Raw genomic sequence first — 19,928 nt, forward strand, 5'->3', positions numbered from 1 at the left:
AGTCACAAAATAATAAATTATCTCCAATTCAAAAACAGCTCCTCAACCCTCCATTTGCGGTGTGCAATTCTAAATTGAGCGCTGCTGCGTGAAATCTGAGGACAAAATTCGTTGTCCTCGCCATCAGATTCAAATCTCGCCACCACAATTTAAAACTGAGCTTGAGATTGATCAATAAATGATCATTTTTCAAGGAGATCTGGCCGGCCAACTTTTAGCCTATTTCTAGTGACAGTCTCTCGGCGACTTAGTACGTTTTAAAGAAAACCACACCTTAGGTACTATTTCATGGCTAAAAGGGTTGCATCTCCCAGAATTCTTGGCGAAGACGGGAAATCAGTTAAGGTACGATATAAACGGGGCGGTGCCATTGTTGCTGTCGATACTGTTATGCCCGACGGTGAGATTGTGGGGGATGTCAGTGTCGAACAGGCCTCAAGTAAAAGCTATCCTCAACGCCCGCGCAGAGTTTCTCAGGTGTTCTATACCTACGAAGAAGCGAGAGCGTTGATTATTGATAATAAAGTTCTGCTTAAGTCCGAATACAATCGGTTTCGTAAAGACTATCCCATGTTGCCTTGGGATCCCGACATTCATTACGGCACCGAGTTTGTGAGTTGGAATCATTTCACTGGCAGGCCCGAGTTCTATGCGACCTTGGAGGAGGCTCAAGAAGCTGCACTGGCCTTGGGTGTGAAAGGTCGGGCGAGTTATATTAAGGCTGCCAAGATCGATCCGCGACTACCCTACACCCCTGAAAACCACTACAAGGAGTTTCCAGGCTATGAAGTGTTTCTGGGTATTGGAGATGTGCCCTACGCAACTTATCAAGAAGCATCGGATGCAGCAAAGCGCTTGGGAATTACCAGTCCTGACGCCTACCGCAGGAACCGAAAGAAGGATCCTAAGCTGATTGCCAGTCCTTTAAAGCGTTATTGCAGTGAGTGGAAAGGTTGGCCGCACTTTCTTCAGGTGGCAGATAAGTTGGATGGGGTTAACTTGGCGGAGGAAAGTAATGTTTATCCAACTTGGGGGGAGTTCTCGGCTGCTGTTTCGCGCTTGGGTATTAAATCCCAGAGAGAGTACATGGAACGGCATGCCGAAGACGCATGCCTGCCAGTTTGGCCGGAGCGAGTTTACCTAGAGGATTGGCCGGGCTGGGGAAAGGCGATGGTTGGTCGTGCGCGTTTCGCGTGCAAGACCTGGCAAGAAGCAAAGGCTGTGGTATTGCCGCATCGTTTTGATGGCTATTCAGCCTATAGAGTTGGCTATAAAGTGGACACTCGCCTTCCCTCCGACCCGACCAAGAAATATCCTGACTTTCCTGGTTGGCCTACTTTTTTGCTACCCGAGAATTATGAAAATCTGGCCGATGTTAAGCTCGCTACCAAACTTTTGGGCGTGAAGACCCAAGATGCTTATCTTGAGGCTAGAAATAGGTTCCCAGTGTTGCCTGAGAATCCGGAAGTGCTTTTCTCAGAGGAGTGGGTGGATTGGTACGATGCCTGTGGATTCATTACGCCTTACTCGTATCAGGAGCTTCAGTCAATTGCGCAGAGCCATAATTGTAAAACGCTGAAAGACTACAGAAAATTAGCGAGAAAGCTCGATGATCCTAGAATGGTTAACAGGCCTGAACTTCACTACAAAAAGTGGGTAAGTGTTTATGATTTTCTGTGCAGGGATCTGCCTAACTTGCTCACCTTCGTTTCAAAGAAAAGCGCAGGTTGGATTGCTGACGTGGCCTATTGGCTTGAGCGGTTGCCGGCTGTAGGTACGCGAGAGTATTCGTTATGTAAATTTATTCGTTATTACATTGAGCCTAATGGGTATGGTGCTACCGTACAGGATTTCCTCCAGCTCAAGCGTGTCGACACCGTACAGTTTGAGAAATTTCTCGCTTCTCAGGGCACGCCTGCGAATTGTAGGCGCACCTGGTACGAAATCCAGGAGTACCTCAATGACGCCTTGAGACGTCACTTCTTTGATGAAGATGAGAGTGGGAAAATCTATAGGACTGCAGATGCCGCAAATCCATTGGCAGCAATTAAGTACAATGGTGAGTTCCATAGGCCATCTGAGTCCACGAAGCCACCTCTAGCGTACCAGTTCGTCAAAGCAGCCAAGGATTGGATCGTACCGCCGCATGCCAAGGCACTCCGTGATCTTGTCAATATCCATGGTTTCGATTCGGATTACTTAGCTGTCGACGAGTCGATGATTGATTTCAACGATCCTAACTGCGTCTATCGCAAAAGCGGAGATCAGTATTATCTCTGGATTCCCATGTATTGGATTGCGGTGTACACGCTGTTGTCTGTTCCAGCTCGGGCGCGACAAGTGATGTACAACGATTCAGGAGAAGCTGATGAATTTATCGTTGATATTAGTAGCGGTGAACTCCAATGGGTGCTAAATACCAGCCCCATGGCTGAACAAGAGCTTCAGCAGGCCTTCGTTTCCCATGATGATGGGAATTGGGGAATGCATTTCACGTCCAACAAGACCAGCTACGATGGAGGTGGCTATGACGTGCCATGGATTCCCCAACCCCTTGTGTATTGGCTAACGGTGCTGCGTGAATGGCAGAAGAAGTACAACCCTATTGTTAAGCGGACACGTTGGGTAGATTGCGCCAGCCGTTGTAACTTCAGCAAATTGAAACTCAAGAAGAAACCGGATGCTTGTTTCCTGTTTCGGGCTTTTGGTGAAGATAAGCCCCCAGTTTACGCGGGTGGTGTTGCCAGTCGATTGGCTGCAACGCTCTACAATATCCAACCTGATGACCTTGTCCTGGCGTCATTTGATGATACTTATGAAAGGTCGGATCGCGTATCTAAGTCGACTCTGACTCGGTACTACTCAGAGTTTACGACTCACTCAATGCGGGTCAGTTTGATCACTGCCTATGTGATGAAGTTCGGCATGCCCGTAGAGATCATCATGAAAATCGTTGGCCATGCGTCGATCGTGATGACGATTTATTACGTGAAAGTAGGCTCTGCGTCAGTCCGCCAGGCTATGACGGAAGGAGAGAAGCGGGCACTGCAGGACGATGCGACCGACATGCAGATCATGGTTGAGCAGAAGCGGTTGGATGAGCTCAAGCATCAGATGGTAGGTAGCACCAAGGAAGCGCTCGAAGCACTACTTGCGGGTAATAGCGGTACTCAACTGGTCAGGGACTACGGCATGTGTCCTTATGCCGGCGCTCGGTGTGGCGATGGTGGTGAATCGACAGGCAAGCAATGGTCGCCTGTCCAGGCTGGGCATCTGGGGCTGCAGAACTGCCCACGCTGCCGACACTTTGTCACTGGGCCGGTGTTCCTGGGAGGACTGGCGGCTTTGTGGAATGAAATCTCTCTGACCGCAAACCTCAACTGGCAAAACTATGCCGATATCGATCAAAAACTTATGGATTACCGTGCGCGTTGCCAAGACCTCAGGAACGAAAAGTTCGACTGTGCTCAAGCAGGTAAGCCGTTTAATGACCGGGAGTTGAAACGGGTTAACGTTGCAATTCGAAAGCTCGAAGCAGAACAGGAAGGTGTCGTCACGAAAATGGACATGTACATCGGTGATTTGCAGGCCCTCACCAAGCTGATCTCGGAATGCAAGGTGTTGCTTAATACCAATAGTCAGGCAGAGGCCTCCAGAACTGATGGTATGCAACTGCTGGTGAGCGACCGGCACGAACTTGAGATCGCGTATGAGGAGACGTCGCTTTTCCATCAGCTGGACGAGGTTTGCCAGAACGCCACGCTTTATCAATCAGCTTCAGCGGTGGTGGCGACTCCTCGCAGAGCCCAGCTGCTGGATCGACTTGCCCTCAACAATGGCATTCGTCCTGTGATGCTTCAGCTCGATGAGCGTGAGCAGCTTCGTCTCGGCAACCAGGTCTCGTCATTCCTGTTCAGTCGGTTGAAAAGCAGAAAGAAGGTCGACGAGTTGATCAGCGGGCAGTTGCGGCTGGAGGACTTGCAAGGAGAGCATACCATCAGTGTGAAGGAGATCACCACCCTCATGTCCAGCGAGTCATTGCCCGGCCTTGGTGGTATCCCCGCTGGCCGTGCTCGGCAGCCCCAATTGATTGAAGCAGAGCCCTGTTATTGACGTATGGAGCGGTCGGGTCACCGACCGCGTACTGAGATTCAGAATTTGGAGGGTCGGTAGAATGATGCCTGAAGAAATGCTGGCATTGCTTTGCGCAAAATCGCCACGCCAAAAAAGCTCCTTGGAGGCCGTCTATGCCATCTGCAAAGAGATTGTGGACGCTGGGGGTACGAATTTTACTTCGGAGCACATTGGCCGGGTGGGGGCTACCCGAGGAGGGCCCCGTGCACAGACGATTCGTAATAAAACCGGCGACAATTTCAAAGCCCTTATCAAGTGCTTCAAGGACGCCCCTGGTACTCGTAAACGGGCAAAAAAAACATTGTCGTCCACTGACTGGGTTGACGGCATCAAAGATCCGAAGATTCGAATTCTCGTTGACCGCACGCTTGCTGAACTGGCTGAAGCAAGGCGTGAGCTCAATGAACTGATACCTCCAGGTACTGAATTCAGGGTCGACGATCGTCGAGGGCAGTCGTCTGAGGTCGTTCCAAACTTCAAGCTGAACGAGTTCGAGCGTGAGGCCCTCACATTCTTGCTGTCGGACAGCTTCCTGCTGCAGTGGAGATATGAGCGGGGGAAGAGGGGGGATGTGCTTAACGCCAAGGGGGACACGGTATTCCATCCAGGAACTCTCCCGGCTTTGGAGAAGGCCCTGAAATACCTCTGACTGAAATGCAGCGTCGCAATGACACCTTCATGCCAGGCGAGATTGAGAACTGGGGCTGTAGTGGTCTACTAACCCCGGACACCTTTTTAGGCGAAAATGATTGCCACATAGAGGTGTTCGATGAGCAGACAACGACGTACCTTCACCCCCGAATTCAAGCGCGAAGCTTCCAGCCTGGTGCTTGACCAAGGCTACAGCTATACCGATGCAGCACAGTCGCTCGGGTTGGTAGAATCGGCCCTGCGCCGGTGGGTCAATCAGCTCCAGCAGGAACGAGGCGGTGTTACACCGACCAGCAAAGCGCTGACACCCGAGCAGCAAAAAATCCAGGAACTGGAAGCCCGAATCAACCGCCTGGAACGAGAGAAATCGATTTTAAAAAAGGCTACCGCGCTCTTGATGGCCGAGGAACACGAGCGCTTGCGTTAGTCGATCAATTGCGCTCCGAAGAGCCGGTTGATCTATTGTGCTCGGTATTTGAAGTCACCCGATCTTGCTACTACGCATACTGTCGAAAACGCCGTCCCCCTTATGCCGAACGAGTGATTTTGCGCAGCCGTATGCACGAACTGTTTACCCAAAGCCGAAGCGCTGCGGGTAGTCGAAGCATCATGCTGATGATGAAAGAGGATGGCATGTAAATCGGGCGTTTCAAGGTACGTAAGTTGATGCGCGAGATGAACCTGATCAGCAAACAACCGGGCTCCCATGCCTACAAAAAGTCTACCGTGGAGCGACCTGATATTCCGAACGTACTTGATCGAGAGTTCATTGTGGCATCCCCCAACAAGGTCTGGTGCGGTGACATCGCGTACGTTTGGGCCGAAGGTCGATGGCACTATCTAGCGGCCGTAATCGATCTTTATGCGCGCCGGGTCGTAGGCTGGGCGTTCTCAGCCAAGCCTGACGCTGACCTGGTGATCAAGGCATTGGATATAGCCTATGAGCAGCGTGGCCGGCCTCAGAATGTGCTGTTTCACAGCGATCAGGGCAGCCAATACGGCAGCCGGAGTTTCCGCCAGAGACTATGGAGATACCGCTTCACGCAGAGCATGAGTCGGCGCGGCAACTGCCACGACAATGCGCCGATGGAGCGGCTATTTCGCAGTCTGAAAACTGAATGGATACCGACGGTGGACTACATGAGCGGCGCTTGGCTAAAGAAGATATCAGTCGTTTCCTGATAGAGCGGTACAACTGGCGGCGACCGCATCAGTTCAACGAGGGCTTGGCGCCTGCCATTGCCGAGGAAAAGCTCAATTCAGTGTCCGGGATCAGTTGACCACTACATGCTTTGCAAGCGGTGAAGCTTCGAGATGCGCACTCAGCTCGCCGTCGAACATCGAAATTTGCTTATTGTGTTCCAGATCGTCTACTGAGGAGAGCAGCTTTCTAATCGTAAGCGGCCGGTGAAGACACCTTCTCAAACGCTGGCTGCCCTCTAACCGAGATCGGTACATCTCGGGCAGATCGCGATGACATTTTATCCAGGCGCGTGGCGCGAATGGTTGCCAAGCGGACAGGGTGACCAACGCACTGCTTATGTCCTACGTCGTTAACTTGGAGTAATTTAAATGACCACGGCCTTGGTGTGGCTCTCTGAATCGGTGCAGGGTCACTCCTCGAACGGGCTGATTGAATTGTAGAGTGCTACCTAAATTGTATTTGGCGCTCAAACTACAGCAGCCACTTTGGGGAGAACGAGTATTGTCAGCAGAAAGTGATATCAGGGTGGTTACGACAGATTCCGCATGGTCGGTGTTTCTGGTGTTCTTGCGGCTGGGCTTAACGTCTTTCGGAGGCCCGATTGCGCATTTGGGATATTTCCGAGAGGAGTTTGTTGCTCGGCGTCAATGGCTCAGCGAACGCAGCTATGTTGATTTGGTCGCACTGTGTCAGTTTCTTCCGGGGCCGGCGAGTAGCCAGGTGGGCATAGGGCTGGGACTATCGCGAGCCGGGTTTTCGGGGGCCGTCGCCGCATGGGCAGGTTTCACATTGCCATCGGCGATAATTTTGGTTCTGTTCGCTCAGGGCATGTCCACATGGGGAAGTGCTTTCCCTAACGGTCTATTACACGGGCTTAAAATCGTCGCGGTCGCTGTGGTTGCTCAAGCAGTCTGGGGAATGGCTCGCAATCTTTGCACCGATGTACCTCGGGTAACCATGGCTGCGTTTTCTGCTTGCGCTGCGCTCCTTTGGCCCAATGCATTGGGGCAGATTGGAGTGATCGTATGCGCCGCCGTCATCGGGTTGATGCTGTTTAAGCCCACTCAAGGCTTGGCTGCGGAATCCTTGCCGATCTTGGTCAGCCGGAAGGTGGGGGTAATGTCGCTGGTGCTGTTCTTCAGCTTATTGGTTGGCCTACCATTATTGATTCAGGTTTGGCCTTCTCAAACTCTGGCTATGGTGAACGCCTTTTACCGTGCTGGCTCATTAGTATTCGGTGGGGGGCATGTCGTCCTGCCGTTACTCCAGGCGGCGACGGTACCCAACGGCTGGGTTGCCAACGACACTTTTTTGGCTGGGTATGGCTTGGCACAGGCCGTGCCGGGCCCACTTTCTACCTTCGCAGCATTTCTCGGTGCGTCCATGAACGTCCAGCCTTCTGGTTGGTTGGGCGCTTCGATTTGCCTCATCGCTATATTTGCGCCTTCATTCCTGCTGGTGATCGGAGTGTTGCCATTCTGGGAGCAGCTGCGTCATAGCTCGCGCACCCAAGCGGCGCTTGCGGGAGTTAACGCGGGAGTGGTCGGGCTTCTTTTGGCGGCCTTATACAACCCGATCTGGACGAGTGCCATATTCAAACCGCAAGACTTTGGGTTAGCGCTGATGGCCGTAGTTGCGTTAATGTTTTGGAAGGTGCCTCCGTGGTTGGTCGTCCTATGCAGTGGTTTGCTCGGATGGGGGCTAAGCAAAGTTTTTTAGGGAAGCTAGCAAACTCAAGACGGCTAGCCGCACTCGCTCCTTAGCGTCAGCCTAGCAAACTTTACGTGCTTACACGGGCGACCATTTATGCGGGAGAAGCTCTGCGATTTCGCTCGCCCGTTGTTTCGGCAGGCGTAGGAGTACGTCCTTCAAATAAGCGTACGGATCATGCCCGTTTATGCGAGCGGACTGGATCAAACTCATGATTGCCGCCGCCCGTTTTCCGCTGCGTAGCGATCCAGCAAACAACCAGTTCGAGCGCCCTAGGGCCCATGGTCGGATTTGGTTCTCGACTTGATTGTTATCGATGGGCACAGCCCCATCGTCGAGGTAGCGCGTCAGCGCTACCCAGCGTTTAAGGCTGTAATCCAGGGCTCGGGCCGTGGCGGATCCGCTGGGCACCAGATCTCGCTGGGCCCACATCCAGTCATGCAGTGCCTTGATTATCGGTGCAGCCTTTTCTTGGCGTATTCGCCAACGATCCTCATCACTCATGTCTCGCGCTTGGCGCTCAACTTCGTACAAGCCGCCAATCGAGTGCAACGCCTGTTCGGCCAGTTGGCTTTTGTTTGCCAAGTGCAGATCGAAAAACTTGCGGCGGGCGTGGGCCATGCAGCCGATTTCGGTCATGCCTTTCTCGAAGCCTGCTTTGTAACCCGCAAAGTCATCGCACACCAGCTTGCCATTCCAAGAGCCGAGGAAGTTACGCGCATGCTCGCCCGCTCGGCTTGGGCAGAAATCATAAACCACAGCCTTGAGCGTCGAAAACGGCGTGGCACAATAAGCCCAGACGTACGCTCGGTGGGTTTTCTTCTCACCTGGCGCAAGCATTTGAACCGGAGTCTCATCGGCGTGTATCACTCCCTCGGCAAGCACCGCCTCGCGGAGCGCATCGACCAGGGGTTGAAGCTGCACGCCCGTTTGCCCAACCCACTGCGCCAGCGTCGAACGGGCGATCATCAGGCCGGCGCGGCCAAAGATTCTCTCTTGCCGATACAGTGGCAAGTGGTCGGCGAACTTCGCCACCATCACATGAGCCAGCAGGCCTGCGGTCGGGATACCCTTGTCGATTACCTGTGCGGGTACTGGCGCCTGGATCAGTGTTTCGCACTGTCGGCAGACCCACTTTCCGCGTATGTGCTGCTCGACGGTAAACATGCCTGGCGTGTAATCGAGCTTCTCGCTGATGTCTTCGCCGATGCGCTGAAGTTGGCAACCACATGCGCACTGCATATTCTCAGGTTCGTGACGGATCACTGTGCGCGGAAACTGCGTCGGCAAAGGCGCACGCTTGGGTTGCTGACGGGGTTCGGTCGGTGCAGTCGGCGGATTGGCCGCTTTCAACTCCGCTTCGATGGCCGCGATATCAGTGTCGAGCAGGTCGTCGAGCAAGCTGCCCTGGTCAGGGCTAAGTTGCTCGCTGCGTTTGGCGAACTTGTGCCGTTTGAGCACTGCGATTTCGTGGGTGAGTTGTTCGTTGACTATTTCGATCCTATGGATCTTCTTGCCCATCGTGTCGACCTGCGACAGCAACTGCGCAGCGAATGCACGCAGTTGATCGAGGGTCATTTGATCGAGGTTGGGCGCAGAAGTCATGCCTTGGATTTTACCAAAGCAGACCGCCTGCGGCAGCAGGCTTAGGTCTTAATTACAGCCTTTTAAAGGATGGTGATTGCCCCGCCAGCTCCAACCCGTTGCCAAGGCAGGCCCAGAACCAAGGCTTGAAGTTGTTCGGTATTCAGCTGCATCTCGCAGCCTTGTCGGATACCTGGCCAGTGAAACTTGCCTTGATTCAAACGGCGAGCGGCCAGCCAGACGCTAATCCCGTCATGCACCAGTACCTTCATGCGAGTGGCGCGCCGATTGGCAAACAGATAAGCGCAGTGCGGCTTCGCCGCACCGAACACCGCAATCACCCTGGCCAGCGCAGTTTCAGTGCCGGCGCGCATATCCATGGGCTCGGTGGCGAGCCAGATGGCGTCGATGCGAATCATTGGGTGAGTCCACGGACAAAGCGGGCACAGCCTTCGGGGTCGGAAGCTGGCCATTTCACTGTGAGTGTTTGCCCGCCAAGCGGCAGCTCGATAGTCGCCGATGTTTCTTCCGGACGTTTAGGGCTGGCTCTTAGCGGGACAAAAGCTGGCAAGGCTGCTGGTGGCTGGTCTCTGTAAATCGGCAACCACTTGCGGATTACGTTGGCGTTGATACCGTGGCGGATGGCGACGCTGGGAAGCGTTGCGCCAGGTTGCAGGCATTCCTGAACAACCTGAGCCTTGAAGGGTTTTGGATAAGAGCTTCGTTGGCGCATGGAAATCCTGACGTTAAGGGCTATTGCGTCCGCTTTAAAATACGCGGACACCATCGCCCTTAATGCTGGAGTTCGTAAGGTGTGTTCCCGGAACGCTTACTTCTAATCGGCGCATTGGGATAATTAGGATCGTATGAGGCGTTTGGGCGGTCGGTTTGCGGAGCGGTGCCTGAACATCGCGCTCCGTATATCTGCAGGATCCGGCTTCGGCATCACTGTAATGCGAGCAGCCCCAGCCCTTTGTCTATGCCCAAAAATCATGCTTTCTCCGCTGCTTGGACAAACGGCGATCTAGGCGCTGCAAGATATGTGACACACAGCGCCATCAAGCCCACCTGAGTAACGTGAAATTCCTGATCATTCGTTCCAACCGCACGCGATGAAGTGCAACACGCCATGCCTTTTTTAAGTGACAGACGACGCGGCGGCATTGCTACGAGATTGAGTCCGAGCTCCAGTATCTACGCACGGAGGTATAGGGGATACCTAGGGCGGCAGCAGTTTCCGCCCGGGTCTTCCCTTGAGCTTTGAGCGTCAGTACCGCCTCACGGTTTTGTGCTTTCAGCGGGTAGCCCAATGGTCGCTTTGCCAACTGGTTTCCTTCCAGTTGGGCCTGAACCAGATCGAGCCCGCCCGACGTAGCGAAGCTCGCCAGCCGATTGTGAGCACAAGCGAGCGCAGTCTCAAACGACTCCCCGCGCTGCAGAGACACGCAAAGGGCCAAGAGGGCGACAATATCGAAGTCCAGCGCCTCAGCAATCTCCGCAAGCTTCCCGATTGTGATGTCTGTCTCCCCGCGCTCCAGAAGCGCTAGGGTAGTACGAAACGTTTCACCTTTCAGTTTTCTATGGCCTACGCCACGTTGCTTGCGAATCGCCCTCAGCGATGCTGCTAGCTCGGTTTTAAGGTGCATAGGCATCCCAAAAAACGAGGATATAGCCACAGATGCGCATAGCCACTAAACAGAGGATTATGGTAATAATGGATGTATCGGGTTATGCTGCACTCCAATCGAGGCGCTCCTGGCAACCGCTACTGAAAAAAGCGCGAGTCAACGCTTTGGGAGCAGAGCGAATCAATTTACGCCTAAAACGACTTTAAGGATGCCGCCGTATGAGGGCTTACGTCCTGTCCGACCTTCACGTTGAGTTCTGCGATTTCAGCCCTGCGGCAGATGGTTACGACCTTGTGATTCTGGCGGGTGACATTCACACCAAAACGAGAGGAGTCGAATGGGCAAATGATACATTTCGCTGCGATGTGCTTTACGTGCTGGGGAATCATGAATTCTACGGGGGGCATTTTGATCGGCTGATCGACAAAGCTCGATCTGCAGCGGCACCTCACGTTCATCTGTTAGAAAACGACACTTTTGTTTGGAATCAAACCAGATTTTTCGGCACAACCGGCTGGACTGATTTCACGGCGACCGGGGACATGATTGCCGCAACGTCGATGGCGCGGGCAACGATGACGGATTTCAAAGTCATACGTGCAGGCCCGAACTACCGGCGTCTGCGCCCTGACGATGTGATATGCCGAAATCGACAGGCGAAGGAATGGCTAACGCAGGAGTTGAGTAGGCCATTCTCAGGACGCACCGTTGTCATCACACACCATTCGCCTCTTGTTGAAGTCGGGGGTGGGCATGAAGGGCATCTGACGGCAGCGTATTGCAACAGTTGGCATGGTCTTGTCGAGCAGGCCGATTTTTGGGTTTTCGGACATACCCACGAGTCGATTGATGTCCAGGCCGGTGGATGTCGAGTTGTTTCGAACCAGCGGGGATACCCAGGGGAGTCGACAGGGTTTGCACCGGGCAAGATCGTAGAGATTATTTGACGGAATAGGAGGGTAGAGGTGGTGTCTTCGATAGCGATACACGAGGCCTCAAGCGAGCTTGAGGAAGCCCATCAGATTGACTGGGGGGTCATGGTTGACGCTTATCTGACTGATGCTGCCCCTGTCGGTGACCGATACGCCGCGTGTGCGCATCGTGTTCAATCTGGAGCCATCCGAGATGGCACGACCATCGTTACTCCTCCGGTAGTCTGTTTGACGGAGGTAGGAAGCTTTTCGTTGGTACGAAGCCGCTCCGGCCAAGACCACTACGTGATTGTCACTCGACATCACGGGTCTGGGGCATGACGAGATGACTGTGCCGCGCTCGGTAGACGAGGCAGCGAAAATCAATTTTGGAGTGGCCATTACCGGCTATTTGTATTGCCCTCAATTGTGCGGTTTTTGTTTTGAAGGCGTTGTCTATTTTGATCGAAAGGCACGCTTCGAGAGCGGGCGTTTGATACGCACCTCTGTAGTCTCAGATTTTTTGGAGATTGCTGGTTATTGGATAGCTCTCACATCTACTGGAAGTGCCTATGTCCTTGTCGGTGAGGAAGCCCCGTGGCAGTACCCTTCAGAAAGCGACGCGTCGATCAAACGCCGGCCCGGGGGCAAAACCATCTGAACGCTTTCTGGCGCGCAGGGATGACGATTTCTAGGAGTAGAGGTTTATGTCCGATATTGACGTGCAAGACATCATCGGCCCCAGTGCAGTCATGGAAGGAAGCAGTGTCGAGCTTCATGAGGCCATTCGCATTACCAAAAATCTATTTCCAGGCCAGAGTTTTTGCGTGGTTGAAGATTGGGTATGGCTTGACTTGGATGCGCCTGACCTCATCACAGAGGAGCTTGCAAGCGAAGGACAGCAGCCCGTCATGCTGCTCGTGTTCAACGCGTTGTACGACAGCTCCAGCAGCGCCAATCATCATTGGTTTCGGTCAACGCCGCTTGTTGAGTTCAACGACGGAATGTTCTTTCAGACCGCACACAAGCTCTACGTGCTGCTTGGGCCTGGGCGAAGGAAGACCATGTCATTGTCCGCTGTGGTGCGCCTTTTCTAAACAGGGGTGCGCAAGAGGGTTTGTAAGCCCAGGAGGAAGAACAGATGATCAGCGGGGTGATATTTGATGCTTTCGGCACCGTGGTGAAAATTGGCAAACGAACAAATCCCTATCGTGAACTCCTGAAGCATGGTCGTCGGCAGGGGATGAGCTTCGACCCAGCGGCGCTTCATATCGCGATGACGATGAACCTGTCTTTCTTGGAATTGGCTTCATACCTCAGCATAGCTCTCTCGCCATCGAAGCATGACAAGCTCATTCAAGCATTGGAGGTGGAGCTATCATCGATCACCCCTTTCGCCGATGCGCTCGTAGCCATACAGCAGTTGAAAGAGGCTGGGCTGAAAGTGGGCATCTGTTCGAATCTTGCTAGCCCTTACGTCCCCGTGGTCAGGCAGTTTTTTCCAGATATGGATGGGTATGCATTCAGCTGTGAGCTCGGTGTGATGAAGCCCAATCCTGCAATCTACCAAACAATTTGCAACCAAATGAACATCGAGCCGGGATGCTATTTTGGGAACGGGGCAGGGCGTGTGTTGATGATCGGCGATTCGAAGCGATGCGATCGGGATGGCCCAAGGTTGGTTGGAATTATGGGATGTCATCTGGATAGGGCCGATTCTGGGCCAGTCAATAACCTTCTGCAATTCGTCGAGCTGGTGCTCGACTAGAACCGCGACCCCAGAGTCCCTTCTTTTCGCTCAATAACCCCTGATTAATTTCTGAGCGGAGAAGTGCATGCCATTTGACCACCCGTTTGCAATTCCTTTGACCAGTCATTTGCATTCGATCTGACCAGACTTTTGCATTGGATCTAACCAGTACACCTCGTGTCCTTGACCGGCAGTAGTCGACCCAAGGCGTTCATTGGAAGGTCAAGACTATCTAACAAGCTTCACTCTTCTGTGCGGAGCAACTCTAGATGGGAACAGCGTGTGTATCAAAAAAATAGGTTGCTGATTAATCGTCTTTTATCTTTCCTAATACATCCTCCGCTTTTTCGACATTAAGCACTCGCACCATAGACTTTCCAAAACCCAGTGGAAAGATTGGATTTGATGGATCGATAGATATGAAAAACTCTAGCAACATACCCGCTGACCGTGTGTATTGGTATACGGCCCCCGCAAATAGTTCTTCCAATATCGCATTTGTATTGCTCGATTTGCTATGTATAATTTCGTTTCTTAGTCTTTCAAGGTTTTTGAAGTTAGACCAAAAACTTTGAGATTGTGGTGGCGGGCATTTTAAGATTGACGGCAATATGGCTGATACCTTTTCTGATGTGGCTATCCACCGCTCGATTTGCTCTTTGTTATAATGGTCTGTGGATTTGCTCGTTGTTTTTTTGTATACGTATGAGTCAGGAATTGTCGCATTGCAAAATGACTCTACCGCCTTGTACGCGAAAATTATCGCTGTTTGTATGCTCTCAAGGTAATCGTATGCAAGGCCTACATTTTTATCGTAGATAGACTCGGTGGATTTTGATAACCGTTCGAGAGCACTTTTTCTCCTCTTTGCTTGGTTTAATGACTTGTTGGCAACGCTTAATGATAAGGTGATTTCATTTGGGATCACTAATGCGATTGTGACGGGCCCAATTTTTGGCTTTATTATTTTTTGAAAGAAAGCTGTTTTATTTGTAGATGTCTCGTGAATGCCGAATGGCTTGTTTGACCGTTTGTCAGGTGTCGGAACAACCTCGTTGGTATCATCTGGATTGCACATATGGTGAACGCAAATCAACTGAGTATGTGGCTTTAACAATTTTCTCACTCCGGAGATAATACCTGCTAATTTATTATTCGTATTTCAGCTCACCGAATAGACTGTACATTAAATCCCCATCCAACACTTCAAATGGGAGTTCCACATAATCGTTACGATGACGTGGCAGCGCTTTACCATCATGCGGTGCGTTTTTGGTGTGCCCCTGCACTCGTTCGCCGTTTTCTTTAATGTATGGCAACACTACGATTCGGCCATGGTTTTTGGATAGAATCGTACCTTCAAGCCACATTGTATCGCCCGTCTCTGACTTGCCCGATATACCAACTTGTTTGACGACCCAATGCGGAACATTGCTATCCTCGTACCAAAATACAAAACTACCCACGATCAAAACCTGCTGCCCCCGACGCAGCGCGTCTGCGAGCAAAAGTTTCACGCTGGCAAGGTGCAGTAGCTTATTTGCGCGAGGAAGAAGCGCATCGCGGATGGCAGCTTTAGTTTGGCCCCAGTGATCAGTACCGCTCATCCCAAATCCACGCGCAACTTTCTCGCGGTAAGCGTAAAGGCCTACCTTGTGACTGTTCGCTCCAATGACGCGCCAAGTGAAGTCACCTTCACGCTCAAGACGCACGCCATACCGCGCCAAGAATACAAGTTGCACATAAGGGTGTTGCAGTAGGCGTTTGTGCAGCTCTGCTTGTAGGACGTCGCTACCATCCAAAACAGTGAGGTCTTCCAATCGAGGTCGAGGATCCGCTACATGACGCTTGATAGCTTCCATCAACATGAGCCTTTCCTCGCTCATCAACCGTTCTTCAGCTGTCAGCGCCTTCTGCACCTTTAAGCGGATCGACTCGGCCTGTTCAAACGGTAAGGCAAGATCTTCTACCGCATCCTTGAGCAGGAGATTTGTGGATTTGGCCTCTGTTACAGCAGCGTCGTAATCTTGATAGGTAATCGAGCCGTAGCCGCCATGGGCGACGTCGTCGCCACGAAGATACCAAGCAACATTCCCGTCCGGTTTCAGCTGTAACTCAAACATATGCCAGACAGCGTCATCCTTGATCCACTGCTGTGGCCAGCAGCCTAGAACGGGTAGGCGGTCGCGGTGTCGCCGCAATGGTTTCATCCCAAATCGCTCCTTTTACCTGAACACTTGATCTTACGCACAAACGCTTCTATCAAGCCACCAGTTCTACTTGCTCCTGCCTATAGGCTTGGTGCATAGCCTTCGTCTTGTTCTGATTTGCACCGACTTTTAGAGATCAGATGACCGCTTATGGCCGATTTCTGCCGATTAAAGGCCACTTAATATGCCGGTCAAATTGATGGATATTCTGGCTGTCATCCGCCATTTTTTAGGCAAATACCGTACCGCTATGAAGGCACGCATCGCTGACAAGAGACGGCCAAACGCAATGATCTGCCCGGTCAGCACCAAGCTCGATAATCAGGCTCTCCCTGGTGTACAGCCACCTCGCTTACACTGCCCATCTGGCCTGAAAACTTGGCCCATCTGAAATCGGGGGTTGAGTGGGGCGTCCAATCTGAATGGTTACTGGGATTGGAAAATCGACACCTACCATTGCGACTTCACCCTGCTTGAGGTTCGGCAGAAATGCAGCCGCTGAGCGGTCAATTTCGCCGCAAGCCCGCTCGACCACTTCTCGATCGCGGTCGTTGGTAAGACGGTGAACCAGCAGTGTTCCCATCTGACTGAGCACCCCCTCAGTAATGTCGCGGGGGCGCTGGGTTGCAAGACAGATGTTCAAACCGTATTTACGACCTTCTTTGGCAATCAGCTCAAACGCATCTAGATGCTGTAGATCGTCATCCCCACCTATGGCTTTGCCCAAAAAGTTGTGGGCTTCGTCCAGGATAACGATCAGTGGTCGATCCCTGAAAACCTCTGCTCGCGCTCGCTGCAGGAGAAGTCTTCCGAGCACGTTCGCGATGACTTCTCGGGCGTTGAACTCGTATCCCACAGCGCTCAGACACACTCGGAATAAGCGTTTGTCGCCTGCTAGGAAGGCATCTAGTTGCTCAACGATATCGCCCGCCTGTTGGGGTGGATTGAACACGCTGTTCAGTGATGAAGATCCCATCACGCCCAGAATTCTTGTCATTAAGGAGGAGCAGTGGGATATCTCATTGTTCGCCGAGCCGAATCGCTCTAAGTCATTGAACGCATTAGGATAGCAGCATTCCTGAACGAGCTGTCGTACCAGCAGTTTTGGATTAAATGGTTGGCTCGGGCTATCAACGAGGTTGGCATGGTTTGGGCGATTCATTGCCTCTTGATAGGGCGCTCGAGGTTGATCGACCTTCCGAACGATCCCTTGAGGAAAAAGGTCTGGCGCCAGCGTGGCAAGTCGGAGACTCTTGATAGCATCGCGTAGCTTTGGGCCCTGCGTTTTACCCGAAGGCTGGAAGAGAGCGATGAAATCGCTCTCTGTAAAGCTGGTTGGTGGAAGCCCTACCTCGGTGGAGTTTTGCGAGCGGAATATTGGATTTCCAAGGTGGCAATGAACAGTGTCAGGCCCCTCTAGAGAGCGGTACTCGCCGGTGGCATCAATTAGAACGACTTTCGATGCGAACCTGCGGCATTCCTCAATCAATTTCGATGTCGTCCAGCTCTTCCCGCCCCCCGTTGAACCTAGGATGGCACAATGTCGCCCGAAGATTTTTTCCGGGGTCACGGATATAGGAAAGCCGCCATCGCCTGCTATATGACCAAGATTGAGTGAGACACTCGGAATGGCGCCATCTACTCCTGCTGACGTGAGTAGCGGGATCTGAGAAATGAACGCGCTCGGTGCTGAGTAAACGCGATCTCCCAAGCGAGGATATGAGCTGACTCCCGCTGTTATCTTCAACGTTTGTGGGTTTACGGAGCCCAGTAATCGTACGAAACCAATAGCGTCAACTTGGCGGCTGCCCGCAAAATCCTGCGAGATTTCGGTTCGATCTCGATCTGGGAGAGAGACCTCAGTGATCCGGCCTAGCAGTACCGCTTGCTGGCCTTCGATGAGAACCAGCTCACCGACCTCCCCCCTCCCGTATCTATGTTCCCCAAGGTATTGGCCGCTGACGTTGCCTGCGTGCGCCAGGTTGGCTTTTATCAGTTGGGCACTGACGCTCGATACCACGCCAATTTTCATGTTACTCGCGAGTATGCCGTCGAGCGATATCATGAGTGGTTGGCTCCAATGCGCCTTACAGCGTTTGCGAGTTGCTCTGCCGGCGAGGCAGTGCGCAGATGAGGGATATGGCTGATGAGATCAGTGAACGTACCGCTGACGAAGTGGATGTCAAACCCCTGTCGAGCCAGATCATGGAATCGACCCCAGTAGGGGCTAGAGCCGTAAAACCCCCGGTTGTGCACGTGAGATATGCACTGAAAATCACACAAGATGAGTCTTAAGCTTGGATTTGATTGGATAGCAGAGTAAATGGGCTCCGACAGGTGATCATCGTTGAAGCCAAAACCCGCCACCATTAGACAGCTGTTGGGTTGACGAAGAAATTCCAGATAACGCGACAACAGTTCCAGGTGAGGTTGCAGAAATGCTTGTTGATATTTGCCTTTCGCTGGGTAGATCAAGCAAGCGTTTGCTGGTGTCGGTGCGGCATCCTCAAAAATCTCTAGGCCCTCGCGGCTCCAGCTGACGGAGCCATGGAGCTTGAGAAGCTGAAAGACACCTTCAGTGAATTCGTGGGCATCTGCATCTCTTCGTACAATATCGTACGTGAAGTGTTTGCCATCAAACCTGCGTTTTCTCGTGTAGGAGAACCCGTCGATCGCCACCATGCCCAAATCTGATGCAGCTGTTTCAAAGCACATATCGTAATTGGTGGTGAACACCTTCAGCCTTGGATCTCGCACTCGACGCCTGGCGAGTTTTTGTAGGAGGTGGCGATATGCAGAAATGTCTGACTGAGGTGTCTGCAGGAACGTCGAGCAGGCATCAAGAATTATCGCCTTAACATCGCTTACGAAACTGCGAACTTGAAGGTCGTCGTTGAACGATAGATAGGCGTCACACTGTGACAGGAAATGCTCAATGTTCGTCGATCCATTGGGATACCGAACTTTGCCCATAACACTGGCAGCAGCATGCGTCAGAGGGCCTGAAGGTGGCTCGCACATTGCCTGGCTCCAGAGGTATCCCATGCTGGGCCCTCCCACTTGGCCAAGGGATGTTCCGCTCCCTGCTAGGAAGCCGAGATTGGGAACCTGGAGTGCATGAGCAAACATATCTCCCAAAGCCGAGCGATGCTGCGCTGTCTGATTTGGCTCTGTAGGCGGCTCGCCGTTAAGTATCGTGTAGGCGTCAGCATTGAGCGGCAACCATTCGCCTCCTGGAGGGAGGTAAGCCTGCAGACCGTTGCGATTCTGTTCCAGCGCAATAGGCGGGGACGTAGGGTGGGCTTGCGGTGGTGCTGGTTGTGCATTGGGAGTAACTGGAGAAGCAGGCTCATTGGGCATCAGCGCCTTCCTTGTCTTATGTAATGCGGTTGCCGACCAGACGCAGCATCTGAGCTGGGGCTGCCCGCAACAGACGCCCTACTTGTAAGAGGTCAACGGATGGTTATAGCATCATCAGCAAGATCTACATCATGTGGCTACATCAAAATTCTTATAAGCAGCACCGGCACAATGCCCAATGCGCACATAGGCTTGCCCTCGGCGGCGCCAAGTGTATGGGGTACGATTTTCTTGAATTGTTACAGTTATCTCAGACCCGACACTGGAGTAACGAATGGACTCAATCGAGACCCTAGGCACCACAGAGTTTGCTATGCGAAAAGCAATGCTTCGAATCGATGCTATCAGCTCTGCAAAATCTACGGAGGAAGCCGTTTTCCGTCTTGGCGCTGCCACCGCGTACATCACAGCGTGTGCCGAGTTGAAGGCACTACCGGAAAAGGTCTGGGCCAACCTGTTGGACGATGCGGACGCCGCGTACACCTCACATCCTTCCGCTGGAGGCACATCGGAAAGGTTTTCGGTCTAAGGAACTCAGACCGCAGGCTATGCAGCGAATCACTGCTGCATTGGTCATGCTGACTGCTACAACATCCTGGCGTGGTTACGGAGGCACAAGGCTGCGCACCTGATATCCGTCAGACCATGCCTATGCTCTACACCTTCGTTTGATGCCGGACATTGATGAATGAGACCTTAGCGAATGGCTTCACTCCATCTGCAAAGGTCTCAAATGACTACTTCGGTTTCTTGGCATCGCTCCGCTTGTCACGGATCTGACCATCG

At 52.5% G+C, this 19,928-nt stretch carries 15 protein-coding genes and 1 pseudogene; 8 read left to right on the forward strand and 8 right to left on the reverse strand.

The genetic code is table 11. The annotated features are described in order from the left end of the window. Positions 1-288: 288 nt before the first annotated feature. From gmtZ to chrA, 4 genes and pseudogenes are all read left to right on the forward strand, one after another. Positions 289-4,113: a gamma-mobile-trio integrase GmtZ gene (gmtZ, locus tag IFU31_RS18775; RefSeq protein ID WP_192104122.1), complete on the forward strand. Its 3,825-nt coding sequence runs from the start codon at positions 289-291 to the stop codon at positions 4,111-4,113. A gap of 61 nt (positions 4,114-4,174) precedes the next feature. After that, positions 4,175-4,783, forward strand: coding sequence for a gamma-mobile-trio protein GmtX (gene gmtX / locus IFU31_RS18780; RefSeq protein ID WP_192104124.1), 609 nt, complete (start codon positions 4,175-4,177; stop codon positions 4,781-4,783). A 120-nt stretch (positions 4,784-4,903) separates the two neighbouring features. After that, positions 4,904-6,065, forward strand: a pseudogene (locus IFU31_RS18785) (IS3 family transposase). A gap of 443 nt (positions 6,066-6,508) precedes the next feature. After that, positions 6,509-7,708, forward strand: coding sequence for a chromate efflux transporter (chrA, locus tag IFU31_RS18790; RefSeq protein WP_420893211.1), 1,200 nt, complete (start codon positions 6,509-6,511; stop codon positions 7,706-7,708). 69 nt (positions 7,709-7,777) lie between these two features. Here the strand turns inward: chrA and tnpC are convergent, their stop codons facing one another. The 4 genes from tnpC to IFU31_RS18810 all read right to left on the reverse strand — a co-directional run bounded on the left by tnpC (position 7,778) and on the right by IFU31_RS18810 (position 10,929). Beyond that, positions 7,778-9,304: an IS66 family transposase gene (gene tnpC / locus IFU31_RS18795; protein ID WP_191999907.1), complete on the reverse strand. Its 1,527-nt coding sequence runs from the start codon at positions 9,302-9,304 to the stop codon at positions 7,778-7,780. A gap of 62 nt (positions 9,305-9,366) precedes the next feature. Next, complete coding sequence (tnpB, locus tag IFU31_RS21700; RefSeq protein WP_192104126.1) at positions 9,367-9,702, reverse strand: IS66 family insertion sequence element accessory protein TnpB; 336 nt, start codon at positions 9,700-9,702, stop codon at positions 9,367-9,369. After that, entirely contained in the window at positions 9,699-10,016 is a 318-nt protein-coding gene (gene tnpA / locus IFU31_RS18805; protein ID WP_191999909.1) for an IS66-like element accessory protein TnpA, read from the reverse strand. The genes tnpB and tnpA overlap by 4 nt, the downstream gene beginning before the upstream one ends. Positions 10,017-10,449: 433 nt before the next feature. Then, positions 10,450-10,929: a helix-turn-helix domain-containing protein gene (locus IFU31_RS18810; protein ID WP_192104128.1), complete on the reverse strand. Its 480-nt coding sequence runs from the start codon at positions 10,927-10,929 to the stop codon at positions 10,450-10,452. A 200-nt stretch (positions 10,930-11,129) separates the two neighbouring features. On the opposite strand from IFU31_RS18810, the gene IFU31_RS18815 reads away from it, so the two are divergent. The 4 genes from IFU31_RS18815 (at position 11,130) to IFU31_RS18830 (ending at position 13,590) form a co-directional block, all read left to right on the forward strand. After that, complete coding sequence (locus IFU31_RS18815) at positions 11,130-11,858, forward strand: metallophosphoesterase (protein WP_192104130.1); 729 nt, start codon at positions 11,130-11,132, stop codon at positions 11,856-11,858. 274 nt (positions 11,859-12,132) lie between these two features. Next, positions 12,133-12,483 (forward strand): outer membrane lipoprotein-sorting protein, encoded by a 351-nt coding sequence (locus IFU31_RS18820; protein WP_244657705.1) that lies wholly within the window; start codon positions 12,133-12,135, stop codon positions 12,481-12,483. A 46-nt stretch (positions 12,484-12,529) separates the two neighbouring features. Then, entirely contained in the window at positions 12,530-12,919 is a 390-nt protein-coding gene (locus IFU31_RS18825) for a DUF6957 family protein (RefSeq protein ID WP_192104132.1), read from the forward strand. A 44-nt stretch (positions 12,920-12,963) separates the two neighbouring features. Continuing rightward, on the forward strand, positions 12,964-13,590 hold the full coding sequence (locus IFU31_RS18830) for an HAD family hydrolase (protein WP_192104134.1): 627 nt from the start codon (positions 12,964-12,966) through the stop codon (positions 13,588-13,590). Positions 13,591-13,879: 289 nt separating this feature from the next. Here the strand turns inward: IFU31_RS18830 and IFU31_RS18835 are convergent, their stop codons facing one another. The 4 genes from IFU31_RS18835 to IFU31_RS18850 all read right to left on the reverse strand — a co-directional run bounded on the left by IFU31_RS18835 (position 13,880) and on the right by IFU31_RS18850 (position 19,142). Further along, on the reverse strand, positions 13,880-14,689 hold the full coding sequence (locus IFU31_RS18835) for a hypothetical protein (RefSeq protein WP_192104136.1): 810 nt from the start codon (positions 14,687-14,689) through the stop codon (positions 13,880-13,882). Between the two features lie 34 nt (positions 14,690-14,723). Next, entirely contained in the window at positions 14,724-15,782 is a 1,059-nt protein-coding gene (locus IFU31_RS18840; RefSeq protein ID WP_192104138.1) for a hypothetical protein, read from the reverse strand. A gap of 352 nt (positions 15,783-16,134) precedes the next feature. Beyond that, on the reverse strand, positions 16,135-17,847 hold the full coding sequence (locus tag IFU31_RS18845; RefSeq protein ID WP_192104139.1) for an ATP-binding protein: 1,713 nt from the start codon (positions 17,845-17,847) through the stop codon (positions 16,135-16,137). Beyond that, positions 17,844-19,142, reverse strand: a complete 1,299-nt coding sequence (locus tag IFU31_RS18850) for an SIR2 family protein (RefSeq protein ID WP_244657706.1) — start codon at positions 19,140-19,142, stop codon at positions 17,844-17,846. Before IFU31_RS18850 ends, IFU31_RS18845 begins: the two co-directional genes overlap by 4 nt. Positions 19,143-19,928: the final 786 nt, after the last annotated feature.

It is taken from the genome of Pseudomonas sp. CFBP 13602 (assembly GCF_014842725.1).
Taxonomy (GTDB): domain Bacteria; phylum Pseudomonadota; class Gammaproteobacteria; order Pseudomonadales; family Pseudomonadaceae; genus Aquipseudomonas; species Aquipseudomonas baltica.